Source organism: Mesorhizobium sp. L-8-3, from assembly GCF_016756615.1.
Classification (GTDB): Bacteria; Pseudomonadota; Alphaproteobacteria; order Rhizobiales; family Rhizobiaceae.
On sequence record NZ_AP023262.1, the window covers coordinates 4,490,634 to 4,503,096 of the forward strand.

Annotated in this window: 9 protein-coding genes and 1 pseudogene; 3 read left to right on the plus strand and 7 right to left on the minus strand. The window is 63.2% G+C overall.

Features of this window, described 5'->3' with window-relative positions; genetic code table 11:
* Positions 1–9 precede the first annotated feature (9 nt).
* The 5 genes from JN302_RS20780 to JN302_RS20800 form a co-directional block, all read right to left on the minus strand.
* Complete coding sequence (locus JN302_RS20780) at positions 10–1,038, minus strand: zinc-binding dehydrogenase (protein WP_202328850.1); 1,029 nt, start codon at positions 1,036–1,038, stop codon at positions 10–12.
* 152 nt (positions 1,039–1,190) lie between these two features.
* Positions 1,191–2,462 (minus strand): beta-ketoacyl-ACP synthase, encoded by a 1,272-nt coding sequence (locus tag JN302_RS20785; protein WP_202328851.1) that lies wholly within the window; start codon positions 2,460–2,462, stop codon positions 1,191–1,193.
* A gap of 18 nt (positions 2,463–2,480) precedes the next feature.
* On the minus strand, positions 2,481–3,674 hold the full coding sequence (locus tag JN302_RS20790; protein ID WP_202328852.1) for a beta-ketoacyl-ACP synthase: 1,194 nt from the start codon (positions 3,672–3,674) through the stop codon (positions 2,481–2,483).
* Between the two features lie 21 nt (positions 3,675–3,695).
* Entirely contained in the window at positions 3,696–3,977 is a 282-nt protein-coding gene (locus JN302_RS20795) for an acyl carrier protein (RefSeq protein WP_202314920.1), read from the minus strand.
* 214 nt (positions 3,978–4,191) lie between these two features.
* Positions 4,192–4,746 carry a histidine phosphatase family protein gene (locus JN302_RS20800; protein ID WP_202304620.1) on the minus strand — a complete coding sequence of 185 codons (555 nt, stop codon included), beginning with the start codon at positions 4,744–4,746 and terminating at the stop codon, positions 4,192–4,194.
* Between the two features lie 310 nt (positions 4,747–5,056).
* On the opposite strand from JN302_RS20800, the pseudogene JN302_RS20805 reads away from it, so the two are divergent.
* Positions 5,057–6,260: pseudogene (locus JN302_RS20805) on the plus strand (IS256 family transposase).
* A gap of 104 nt (positions 6,261–6,364) precedes the next feature.
* Here the strand turns inward: JN302_RS20805 and JN302_RS20810 are convergent.
* Positions 6,365–8,461, minus strand: a complete 2,097-nt coding sequence (locus JN302_RS20810; RefSeq protein ID WP_342215847.1) for a putative bifunctional diguanylate cyclase/phosphodiesterase — start codon at positions 8,459–8,461, stop codon at positions 6,365–6,367.
* Positions 8,462–8,485: 24 nt separating this feature from the next.
* Positions 8,486–9,574 (minus strand): sensor domain-containing diguanylate cyclase, encoded by a 1,089-nt coding sequence (locus JN302_RS20815; protein ID WP_202328853.1) that lies wholly within the window; start codon positions 9,572–9,574, stop codon positions 8,486–8,488.
* Positions 9,575–9,863: 289 nt separating this feature from the next.
* On the opposite strand from JN302_RS20815, the gene JN302_RS20820 reads away from it, so the two are divergent.
* Complete coding sequence (locus JN302_RS20820; protein ID WP_202328854.1) at positions 9,864–10,814, plus strand: AEC family transporter; 951 nt, start codon at positions 9,864–9,866, stop codon at positions 10,812–10,814.
* 187 nt (positions 10,815–11,001) lie between these two features.
* Positions 11,002–12,459, plus strand: coding sequence for an NAD-dependent succinate-semialdehyde dehydrogenase (locus tag JN302_RS20825; RefSeq protein ID WP_202328855.1), 1,458 nt, complete (start codon positions 11,002–11,004; stop codon positions 12,457–12,459).
* Positions 12,460–12,463 lie beyond the last annotated feature (4 nt).

Sequence of the window (12,463 nt, forward strand, 5' to 3'; positions counted from 1 at the left end):
GTCGTTATCTCAGGCGACGCGAAGGATGATCTTGCCGAAGACGTCGCGGCCTTCCATGCGTTTCAGCGCCGCGTCGATGGAATCGAAATCCACCTCGGTGTCGATGACCGGCCGCACCAGCCCGGTCGCCATCTTCTGCATGGCGTTCGCCATGTTCTCCATGCGGCAGCCGAACGAGCCGAGGAGCTTGAGCTGCTGCTGGAAGAGCTGCATCAGATTGATCGACGTCGACACGCCAGACGTCGAGCCGCAGGTCACCAGCCGTCCGCCGCGCTTCAGCGACAGCATGGAACCTGCCCAGGTATCCGCGCCGACATGCTCGAACACCACATCGACGCCCTTCTTGCGGGTGAGCTTGCGCACGACGCCTTCGAACCGGTCCTCGCGATAGTTGATCACATGGTCGGCGCCCAGCGCCTGGGCCTTGGCGATCTTGTCGTTTGAGCCGACCGTGGTGATGACCGTGCAGCCCATGCGCTTGGCGAGCTGGATGGCGGCCGTGCCTATGCCGGAGCCGCCGGCATGAACAAGCACAGTTTCTCCGGGTTCGAGATGGGCATTGTCGAACAGCATGTGCTCGACCGTGCCGAAGGTCACCGGCGCGACTGCAGCGCCGATCGCGTCGACCCCGGGAGGGGCGGGTACCAGGAGCCGCGCCGGCAGATTGATCAGTTCCTGCGCGAAGCCGTCGAGATGGAAGCCGTGAACACCGGCAACATGTTCGCACAGATTGTCGCGACCTTCGCGACAGGCTCGGCAGAGGCCGCAGGTGCGTGCGCCATAGATCGAGACGAGCTGTCCCGGCAGCAAGTCGGACACGCCCTGGCCGACGGTCTCGACCTCGCCCGAGGCCTCCGCGCCGATCACCAGCGGCAGCTTGCGCTTGGCGAAGGCCATGCCCCGCCAGCCCCAGACGTCGATATGGTTGAGCGCCACGGCCTTGATGCGCACCGTGACCTCGCCGAGTGCGGGCGGAGGCGGGGGGGCTAAGTCCACGGCTTCGAGCCTGCGGTCCTCGATCAACTGCAATGCGCGCATGGCGAAGCTCCGGGTCGGATAATACGGCTATGTGCGAAGGAATGGTGGCCTAGAGCGGCGGACACACCGAGAGGATCGGTGCTGCCGCTCCATCTGTTTGTTTGAGCATCGGATTTATCCCGAAACCGGTACCCACTTTCGGGTCCGATGCTCTAGACCGGTTCGCGAGCCATGACAAGGCAGGCGTTCTGCCCGCCGAAGCCGAAGGAATTCGAGATCACCGTGCGCACCTCGGCCGAACGCTTGACGTTGGGCACGACGTCGAGCTCGATCGCGGGGTCGGGATTGTCGTAGTTGATGGTCGGCGGGATGACGCCTTCGCGCATCGTCATGAAGGAGAAGGCTGCCTCGATCGCGCCCGCCGCCGACAGCGTATGGCCGATCATCGACTTGTTGGACGAGATCGGAATGGAGCGCATCCGTTCGCCGAACACGGTCGCCAGCGACAAATGCTCCATCTTGTCGTTCTCTGGCGTCGAAGTACCGTGGGCGTTGACATAGTCGATCTCGTCCTCGGCGAGGCCGGCATCGGCGAGCGCTGCCCGAACCGCCGCGATTGCCGGGGACCCATCGGGCTTGGACCGGGTGCGGTGGAAATCGTCGGCGCGCTCGCCGCAGCCGCGCATGATGCCGAGAACCGTGGCGCCGCGCGCCAGCGCGCTTTCCAGCGATTCCAGGACAAGCGCAGCCGACCCCTCGGCCAGCACGAATCCGTCGCGGTCACGCGAGAAGGGTTTGGACGCCTTTTCCGGCACCTCGTTGTTGGTCGACAGGGCCGACAGCAAGGAGAAACGGATCAACGCCTCGGCTGTCGCCGAGCCGTCGGTGCCGATCGCGAGCGCCCGGTCGCATTCGCCCCGGCGGATCGCCTCGACACCGAGCTGGATGGCGGTGGCGCCCGAGGCGCAGGCCGTGGACAGCGTGATCGGCAGGCCGCGCGTGCCGAAACGGTCCGACAATCGCTCGGCGATCGTACCGAACTGCACCGAATCGAAGACCTCGGTCGAGTTGAGGCCGCGGGCGACCTCGAGCAGACGGTCGTAGCCTGTGCTACCGTTACCGGAATGATAGAGGCTGAAACGGTCCTTCCAGCTCAGCTCGACCGGCGGCGAAGCAAGAAACAGGGGGCCGCCGAAATCGGATGTGCCGAGCTGCGCCTCGGCGAGCGCCTCTTCCGCCGTCAGGGCCGCGAGCTCATAGGTCAACGCGCTGGCGCCGCCGTTGCTCGCCGGCAGGAAGTCGACGGTACCGGCGATCCGCGTATTGAGATGGTCGACCGGGAACCGGGTGATGGCGTGGATGCCGGAACGGCCCGAGGTCAGCGCATCCCAATTGTCCTTCTTGCCGGCGCCGAGCGACGTGACCACGCCGATGCCGGTCACGGCGACGACCTTGCGTCCCATATGGTCCGTCATGTTCGCCATGGACGACCTCGCTTCCTGTCAACGCGGCGCTGTAAGCAGCGCCATGCCCTCGAAGTGGAAAAAGCCGACCGCGGTCGCAAGCGCCGCCTCGGGCACGCCATCGAATGCCGGCTCGGTCTGCGCATCGAATGCGGGATAGGCAGAACCGCGGTCGATTGTCAGGGCAGCCAAGGCGACCGCGAACGGGAACTGCGCTTCCTTGAGATGGCCGGTGAGATTGCTGAAGCCGCGTGCGGCGATATCAGGGCGTGCGGCGAATGCCGCTTTCTCTGCCGCGGTCGCTTCATGCGCGCCCGACGCACCGGAAAGTGCGAGCAGAGGGCCGGCAGGCAGCCCCGCCTTGTCGAGCATCGCACCGATCGCCGCGGCAAGATCGGTCGACCGGCGCCTAACCCTGTCAGAGATCGTCGTCGCCAGGGTCGCATAGATCTTGCGTCCGCGCCGCTCGGCATGTTCGCGCGATTCCAGAACGAGGAAGGCCGCGCCCGAGCCGGTGACGACGCCGCCGCCTTCCGTTCCCGACCGCTGCCACAGGGGCTTCCAGGGCGCGCGATGCAGGAAACCGCGGAACTCGTAGCCGAGCAACATGTCGGGGTGCTCGGTCTGGAACGCCCCGCCGACGAGCGCATGGCTCGATTGGCCGGAACGGATGCGGGCGGCCGCCGTCTCGATCGCCGCGACGCCGGCGCCTTCCTCGCCCATGAAGGTGCGCGAGGACCCCGTCACCTTGTGAACGATGGAGATGTTGCCCGCCAGGAGGTTCGAGAGCTGCGCCAGGAACAGCGTGGGCCGGAGCTCGGTGGTAAGCTTCTCGTTGATCAGCACCTCGGTGTCGTCGCGCGTTTCCGAGGCCGCGAGGATCGCCGCGTCCACCTGCTCGTCGCGCTCTCCGCCGGCGGCCGCGACGATCATATCCATGGTCGAGCAGAGCGCTTCGTCGCCCTTGATGCCTGCATCGTCGAGCGCGAGGCCGGCCGTATAGGTGCCCAGCCGCTGCCAGGTTTCCATCTGGCGCTGGTCGCCGCGCTTGGCGATCTGCAGGCTCCAGTCGATGACGGGCAGCGGATGAATCGTGTAGGGCGCGAAACGCTCCGCGTCGAGCACCGGAGCGGCACCTTCGGCAGAAAGCCTGTCCCAATGCGTATCGACACCTTCGCCCAGCGAGGAGACGAGGCCGATGCCGGTGATGACGACGTCGTGGGTGCTGCTCATGAAGGGCTCTGTCGCCTGCGATCAGGCAGCCTTCGCGGCCACCAGTTCGTCGATCTTGGCGCAGAGGTTCTTCATCAGGAAATACTCCTCGGTCGGAACCTTGCCGTCATTGACGCTCTGCGTCCATTTCTCGAGCGGCACCTTGATGCCGAACTCCTTGTCGATGGCAAAGACGATATCGAGAAAATCAAGGCTGTCGATGCCCAGATCGTCAATCGTGTGGCTTTCCGGCGTGATCGTGTCGATGTCGATCTCGCTCGTATCGGATATGATCTTGGCAACTCGGTCGAATGTGGATGGCACGATGCGTCCCTCTGCAATCGGGGGAATAGTCTTCATGATTTGCTCGGCTCTCTAATCGGTTTTTTCCGGCAGGAAAAGGGCGAAGTTGCCACGCGCGAACAGCCAGGCGACGCCGAAGCGGGTTGAACCCCAGCCTTCCGGTACGTCGCCTTGTTGCGTTGCAACAGTCGCGGTCCGGCCGGCAAGGCGTCGGATACGCGCGGCGGAGCAGGGGTCAGTTGAAGACGATGCGGCCGAGCACATGAAGGGTCTCGCCGTCCGGACGTACGATCAGCGCCTCGCCCTCACGGGCGGACTGACCGGTCAGGGCGGTGATGTTCTCCAGATGGGTGACCATCACCATGTTGCCGGAGCCGCGGAAGCCGCTGATCTCCTTCATCACCGCGGCCTTCTGTGCCTCAGCCTCTGTCGGGTCGGACGACGGGACGTCCAAGGCCTCGAAGGCCTCGGTGGGTCGCTCGCCGAAGGCGAGCCGTGCCGTTTCCATCGTACGGCAATAGCGGCTCGCCAGTGCAAGTTCTATCCCGGCCGCGCGGGCGGCGAACAAAGCGCCCATCTTGCGGGCCTGCTGCCTGCCGCGCTCGGAAAGGTTGCGCTGGCTCCTGCAGTCGTCGAGATCGACCTTGGCCGGATCGGCGGAGCCCGCCGTCATGGCGTGGCGCAGCAGCACGACATGACCGCCGTCGCGAAGGAGCGCCCAGCCGGCTTCCGTAGCCTCGGCGGCGGTGGCCAAAACCAGCAGGATCAGCGCGGCAGCAACTCGGAACATTCGATTCCTTTCGTTGACGGGCCCTATAGGGACGCGAAACGGGGGAGAAAGACAAGTCGAGGGGCTCTTGGCATTGTGTGCCGCGTATGGCTGATGCGCTTTTCGACTTGGCTGGGGTTGTCTGAACTGCAGAAGCGCGGTCGAGATACTGGACCTGGCACTATGGGGGCGGTCAGCAAAGTGACTTGATGTCCGCGTTGGCGATCTTCCGGCGCCATCTGGCGCAACTTCGGTCCGCGGCCAAGTAGGGAGGGGAGTGTCGAAAATTTTGTGCGTGAGGCCATGATGATGGAAAGGAGAGAATCATCACATGGCTATCGAGAAAGAACTGCTGGATCAGCTGCTTGCCGGTCGTGATCCGAGGGATTTGTTTGCCAAGGACGGTCTGCTCGACGACCTGAAGAAGGCGCTTTCGGAGCGCATTCTGAACGCCGAGCTCGACGAGCACCTGGCGGACGAAGGTGCCGACGGCAACGCCAATCGCCGCAACGGGCATTCGAAGAAGACGGTGGCTGACGGGGACGTCACAGATGACGCTGGCGATCCCGCGCGACCGGGCCGGCACCTTTGATCCGAAGCTGGTCGCCAAGTACCAGCGGCGGTTTCCCGACTTCGACGACAAGATCATCTCGATGTATGCGCGCGGCATGACGGTGCGCGAGATCCGCGGCCATCTGGAGGAGCTCTACGGCATCGAGGTCTCGCCGGACCTGATCTCGGCGGTCACCGACGCGGTGCTGGAGGAGGTCGCCGAATGGCAGAACCGGCCGCTGGACGCGGTCTATCCCGTCGTCTTCTTCGATGCCATTCGGGTCAAGATCCGCGACGAGGGCTTCGTGCGCAACAAGGCGGTCTACATCGCGCTCGGCATCCTGCCCGACGGCACCAAGGAGGTCATGGGCATCTGGATCGAACAGACCGAGGGCGCCAAGTTCTGGCTGCGCGTCATGAACGAGTTGAAGAACCGCGGCGTCGGCGACGTCCTGATCGCCGTCGTCGACGGGCTGAAGGGCTTTCCCGAGGCGATCAACGCCGTCTTTCCCCAGACCGTGGTGCAGACCTGCATTGTGCACCTGATCCGCCATTCCCTGGAGTTCGTGTCGTGGAAGGACCGCAAGGCGGTCGTGCCGGCGCTCAGGGCGATCTACCGGGCCATGGACGCCGAGGCCGGCCTGCAGGCCCTGGAGGCGTTCGAGGCCGGTCACTGGGGCCAGCGCTACCCGGCGATCGCCCAGAGCTGGCGGCGCAATTGGCAACAGGTCATTCCGTTCTTTGCTTTCCCTGAGGGCGTGCGCCGCATCATCTACACCACAAACGCCATCGAGGCGCTCAACTCCAAGCTGCGGCGCGCCGTCCGAACCCGGGGCCATTTCCCCAATGACGACGCCGCCATGAAGCTGCTATATCTGGTTCTGAACCACGCGGCCGAGGAATGGAAACGACCGCCGCGCGAGTGGTTCGAGGCCAAGACCCAATTCGCCATTGTCTTCGGCGAACGGTTCGTCGGTCGGTGACGAAAACGGGCCTCGCGCACAGAATTCCTGACAGTCCCAGTAGGGAGTTCCGCCCATGCGACGCCCCGCCAGCACTCCGCTGGCGGTAACTTTCGCTTCCGACATCAACCCCATCTGAGCGAACGCCCTTGCAACATCGCCGGGATGTCTTCCTTGGGGATGGGCTTACCGATCAAATAACCTTGAGCTTCGTTGCATCCGATCCGGCGCAGATAATCGAGCTGATCCGGCGTCTCGACGCCCTCGGCTGTCACACCTATGCGCAGCTCATGCGCCAGCCCGATCAGTGATCTGACGATCGCTGCACTGTCCGTATCGGTCAGTAGGTCCTGGACAAAGGACCGGTCGATCTTGAGGCGGGAAAGCGGCAGTTTGCGAAGGTAGGTGAGCGATGAGTACCCGGTGCCGAAGTCGTCCAAGGCGACCGTTACAGATAGAGAACTCAGGGATTCCAGAAACGCCTGGGCTTCTTGAAAATCGGAAATGAGAACCGATTCCGTGATCTCGACCTCAAATCGTCGTGGCTCCAGCCCAACGTCGGCCAGTGTCTCCAGAATGGAGTTCAACAATGCCTTGTCTCTCAGTTGTACGACCGACAGGTTGACGGAAACTCGCACGTCATCAGGCCACTGAACTGCGCCTTCACAAGCCGTCCGGATGGCCCATTGCCCGATGGAGTGGATCAGTCCGGTCTCCTCAGCGATGGGGATGAACTCGGCTGGAGAGATGGCGCCGTGGATTGGATGTTGCCATCGCATGAGGGCTTCGAAGCCCTGGATTCGATCACGGTCGAGGTCGAGAAACGGCTGAAACACCATCGAGAGCTGGCCGTCGGACAGCGCAGATCGCAAATCGCGTTCAAGCGCTTGGCGCCTCGCAGCCGCGTCGTCGTCATCTGGACTGAAGAACTGAATAGAGCCAGCCGCAACCTTCTTGGCCCTACCCAGCGCGCTGTCGGCGCTCCTGAGGAGCCGGTCAGCGTCGAGGCCGTCAGAAGGCGCCAGCGCGATGCCAATGCTGGCGCTACAGTAAATCTCGCGCCCTTCGACCAGAAAAGCCTGGCGTGTCGATTCGATGATCTGGCCCGCCAGCGACATCAATTGATCTGGCCTGACGTCCCGGGCTTTGATTATCGCAAATTCATCGCCCTCCAATCTGGCCACGCTATCGCTCTCACGCGTTTCCTTGCGCAGCCTTGCCGCAATCTGAACCAGCATTGCATCCGCTATTGCGCGACCAAAATGGTTGGTCACGTCGTTGAAATTGTTGAAGCCTACGAAAAGCAGCGCGAAATTCTGGCCGTACTGCCTCGCGTCCATCAGCGCTTTGTCGAGCAGTTCGTTGAAACCGAGGCGGTTCGACAGGCTCGTCAGAAGGTCTCGGCGGATGGCATGTTCGCTTTCCACCTGCAGAATGGACCGCTGCGTGAACTCGAATGCGTGACCAAGCACCGCTCGAAACAGCGTCGCGGCGTAGCTCACCATCAGGATTGCCACCGCGACGCTAACGGTATCTCCCGCCCGCGCGATCGCAAACGCGGAGCCGGCAAAGATAGGCAGTGTGTAGGCGATGGCCGCTATCGGAATCGTCGAAAACATCGCGGCGCCTCCCGAGATCATCCCCGCGACGAGGCAGATGATAATGACCTGGTTGTTGCTTGCTGCATCGTGGAAAAACAGAACTGGCACTGCTCCCCACCACATGCCGAGGAGGCAGGCGTTTCGGACCAGGTTTTGCGTTGTACGGCGAGAGACTGTCCTTGGCTTGACGACCTGATACGACGACCATGCTCTAATGCCTATGAAACCGGCAGCCGCGAAGATGCCGATTGCCCAGAAAATGGCTCGAGTCCGGTCCGGCGAGTTCCAAAGCGCCATGACAAGGACGGCTGCGTTGACGATGTTCGCGAGCATGGCGAATAGTGTGTTGCGAAGCACGATGCTGATCTGGTCGGCCCTGACCCGGCCAGCAACCGGTTCACTCGTCGTTGGCCCGCCAAAGGCCCGTAGGTCCCCGGCCAATAGATCGCCGACCTCCATGGGTGACAGAAGCCGCATCTCTTCGTTGCCTCTCGAAAAATCCTGCGTCGCTAAATTGGCAATTGTAGCCCTTTGGGTGTGCGGATCACTGCGCAAGAATCTGGCAGTCGGTTTCATGCCGCCGGCGTTGTCATTGAGGAGCGCCCTTCTCACCACCGCCACGGGCCGCGCGTATGCGCGTGACTCCTACGGAAGACATCGATCAGGCGCCCGCTGAGGTCCTGAAAAAGTGCGGCGGCCAGCTGCTTTTGCAGCGTAGAGCGCACGGTCGGCTCTCGTGAATACAGCTGTCGGCGTTTCCTGTTCTGCGAAAGCATAGCCAAGAGATGCACCGACCCGGAAAACGCGGCCGGAGCATTTCATGGGCTCCTCGGCAACACGAACAATGCGCCGGGCGATCCCTTCGACTTTTTGCAGGCTGGCGCCTGGGCCGAAGAGCACAGCGAACTCATCACCGCCAATACGAGCAACCAACTCGGCGGACTGGCACACCGCTGAGAGTCGCCGGGCAATCTCGATCAGACATTCGTCGCCGATAGCATGCCCGAGAGTATCGTTGACCTTCTTGAAGCCATCGAGGTCGATGAGCATCAGCACGCCACCTGTTCCCCCGGATTCACAGATTTCAGCGATTCGGGCTTCGAACTGGGCGCGATTGGCAAGCCCGGTCATCACATCGTGCCCCGCGAGATACTCTATTCGTTCGAGTTGTTTCTTTTCTTCGGTAATGTCCTGTTTGATACCGAAGAGCCGGATCGGTTCGCCGTTTCGACGCTCGACGGTGGCGGATACTCTGATCCAACGCGTTCCGACTTCGGGAATCCGGATTTCGGCATCAAGCCCGAAGCCCGAACCCGCTTCTATGGCATTGCCACGGACTCGCCCCAGGCGAGCAAGCGATTCTTCGGAATAGCCTTTCAGGATCTCGCTGCGCACGATACCACTGCGACGCTGAAGGCCGAAGAGGTCGTAGGTTCCGTCGCTCCACGTCAATCGTTCGCTGGGCAATTCGCACTGCCAGAAGCCCATTCGCGCGGCGACGGAAGCCCGCTCGAAAATCTCGGCGCCTGCGATTGCGGCTTCCGCTTGTCGGAGCAAGCCGGATTGATACTCGATCTGCCGATGCAATCGCCAAACGGTACGGGCATTGAAGGGGCTCGTCAGGGCCAGACGCAGACGGGCGAGGAGCGAATAGAGCGTGGACTCCGGGGGATGACCGCGGTCGGAAATGGGCCGATGGGCACCGAAGTCCGATTGGCCCGCTGGATCACCCATCTCCGTCACCTGTGCTCCACTACATGGATTGATCCTACCGCTGAATACATTAACCGCCGGTAAGCCGTCCCAGTGTGATTAGAGACATCGCCTCGTGATAACGGTCCCTAGAGTAGATGCCCGAAATCGCATGTAACAGCAGGCGTTTAAAGGATCTTCCTCAAGTCGGAAGGCTCGATCTGCCGGCATGGGCCATCGCATGCGGCGGGCCGATCGCCACCAGTCGCCTCCTCCGATCTTTCGGCCCGCCAAGATTGCGGTTCGTACCCCGCTCGCCTATCAGGGCGCGATGTCCTCATCGACCGAAACCGTCATCTTCGTCTTCGGGCTCGTCGCGCTCGGCTATCTCGCCGGGTGGTCGGGCTATCTCAAGGCCGAGACGGGTGACGCGCTGTCGGAATTCGCGGTCGGCGTCGCGGTTCCGCTGCTCCTGTTCCGCACCATGGTTTCGGCCGACTTCCACGGCGCGGCGCCATGGGCGCTGTGGGCGACCTATTTCACGGCCGCGGCAGTCGCATGGGCCGCGGGGCATCTGACGACGACGCGTTTGTTCGGCCGCGACGGCGCGACCGGAGTCGTCGGCGGGGTCGCCGCGGCATTCTCCAACACAGTGCTGCTCGGCATTCCCTTCACGCTCGGCGTCTTCGGAGAGCAGGGCGTGGAGATACTGTCGCTGATCGTTTCTGTGCATCTGCCTGTCATGATGGCGGCCTCGATCATCCTCTTCGGCCTGTTCGGCAGCGAGAAGGGCAAGCCGGTGAAGCCCGCGGCGCTGGTCAAGTCGTTCCTGTCCAGGCTATTCGTCAATCCGCTCGTCATCGGCATTCTCGCCGGTCTGGCGTGGCGGCTCACCGGGCTGCCCCTGCCGGGCTTCGCGCTGAGGCTGGTCGACGCGCTCGCCGGCATAGCGGGGCCGATCGCGCTTTTCGCCATGGGGCTCGGGCTCTTGAAGTTCGGCATATCGGGGAATGTGCGGCCGGCGCTCGTCCTATCGGTCCTGAAACTGTTCCTGATGCCGGCCGTCACGCTGCTCATGGCCTGGCTGCTCGGCCTGCCGCCGCTCGCGGCCAAGGTGGCGGTCGCGACGGCGGCGCTGCCTTCCGGCGTCAACTCCTATCTGATCGCCATTCAGTTCGGAACCGGCCAGGCCTTGGCCTCCAACCAGATGACAATCGCCACGGCTGCCGCGGTGGCGACGACCGCGCTCTGGCTTTCAATCGCCCAGATGATGTTCGGCTAGGCGGGACTTTTCGTTGTGCCAATGGGTTATGCCACCGCATTGCGATTGATCCCGCGTCATGCGCTGGGGTAAGACCATTCCATAGCCTCGGCCCTGCGGAATGACCGCATGGAACCAAGCGGTCGGCCAGGCTTTTGACAACGGAACAGAGACCGGCGCCCCCGGGGCGCCGACGGGAGACGGAACCATGCTCCAGAAAACCAGCCCCTTCATGCGGCAGGCCAACCTGATCAATGGCGAATGGGTGCAGGCCGATTCGGGCGCCACCGTCGATGTGATCAACCCGGCCACCGGCCTCAAGCTCGGCACCGTGCCGAAATCAGGCAAGGCCGAGACGCGGCGCGCCATCGAGGCGGCCGACGCCGCCTTCCAGACCTGGAAGAAAACTTCCGTGCTCGAGCGCCACAAGCTGCTGCGCAAGCTGCACGACGCGATCATGGACAACCAGCAGACGCTGGGCGAACTGCTGACCATGGAGCAGGGCAAGTCGCTGACCGAAGCCAAGGGAGAGGTCGCCATTTCGGCCGCCTATGTTCTGTGGTTCGCCGAGGAGGGGCGTCGCGCCTATGGCGATGTCGTGCCGTCGCCCTGGGCCGACCGCCGCATCCTCGTGACGAAGGAGCCTACCGGCGTCGTCGCGGCCATCACGCCTTGGAACTTCCCCTCGTCGATGCTGTCGCGCAAGATCGGCCCGGCGCTCGCCGCCGGCTGCACGGTCGTGGTGAAACCCGCCTCGCAGACGCCCTATTCGGGCCTCGCCTGGGGAGCGCTCGCCGAAGAGGCCGGCTTCCCCAAGGGTGTCGTCAATGTCGTGACCGGTTCGGCGGGCGAGATCGGCGACGAACTGTGCACCAATCCGCTGGTCAAGAAGATCACTTTCACCGGCTCGACCGAGGTCGGCAAGCTGTTGATCCAGAAGGCTTCCTCGACGGTCAAGAAGGTGTCGATGGAACTCGGCGGCAATGCGCCGTTCCTGGTCTTCGACGACGCCGACATCAAGCGCGCCGTCGAAGGCGCGATGGTGGCGAAATACCGCAATTCGGGCCAGACCTGCGTCTGCACCAACCGCTTCTTCGTGCAGGCGGGCGTCTATGACGAATTCGTCGAGAAGTTCGCCGAAGCCTCGCAGAAGCTGAAGATCGGCTCCGGTCTCGACGACGGTGTCCAGCAGGGGCCGCTCATCGACGACAAGGCGGTGGAGAAGGTCGAGGAGTTTGTCGCCGACGCCAAGGCCAAGGGCGGCCGCGTGGTCGCCGGAGGCAAGCGCCACGCGCTCGGCGGCTCCTTCTACGAACCGACCGTGATCGCCGACGCCACGCCGAAGATGCGCTTCATGAAGGAAGAGATTTTTGGTCCGGTCGCCCCGGTCTTCAGGTTCGAGACCGAGGAGGAGGCGGTGCGGCTCGCCAACGACACCGAATATGGTCTGGCCTGCTATTTCTATACGGGCGATCTCGGCCGCGCCTTCCGGGTCATGGAAGGCCTCAAATACGGCATGGTCGGCGTCAATGAGGGCCTGATCACTACAGTCGAGGCGCCGTTCGGCGGCGTGAAGGAATCCGGTCTGGGCCGCGAAGGCGGACATCAGGGCATCGAGGACTATCTCGATACCAAATATGTCTGCATCGGCGGGCTCGGCCTCTAGGCGG

What these genes read in the sequence shown, in the direction of transcription:
- JN302_RS20780 (WP_202328850.1), bottom strand. Translation starts at nt 1,038, where the DNA reads ATGCGCGCATTGCAGTTGATCGAGGACCGCAGGCTCGAAGCCGTGGAC.
- JN302_RS20825 (WP_202328855.1), top strand. Translation starts at nt 11,002, where the DNA reads ATGCTCCAGAAAACCAGCCCCTTCATGCGGCAGGCCAACCTGATCAAT.
- JN302_RS20790 (WP_202328852.1), bottom strand. Translation starts at nt 3,674, where the DNA reads ATGAGCAGCACCCACGACGTCGTCATCACCGGCATCGGCCTCGTCTCC.
- JN302_RS20785 (WP_202328851.1), bottom strand. Translation starts at nt 2,462, where the DNA reads ATGGCGAACATGACGGACCATATGGGACGCAAGGTCGTCGCCGTGACC.
- JN302_RS20815 (WP_202328853.1), bottom strand. Translation starts at nt 9,574, where the DNA reads ATGGGTGATCCAGCGGGCCAATCGGACTTCGGTGCCCATCGGCCCATT.
- JN302_RS20820 (WP_202328854.1), top strand. Translation starts at nt 9,864, where the DNA reads ATGTCCTCATCGACCGAAACCGTCATCTTCGTCTTCGGGCTCGTCGCG.
- JN302_RS20800 (WP_202304620.1), bottom strand. Translation starts at nt 4,746, where the DNA reads ATGTTCCGAGTTGCTGCCGCGCTGATCCTGCTGGTTTTGGCCACCGCC.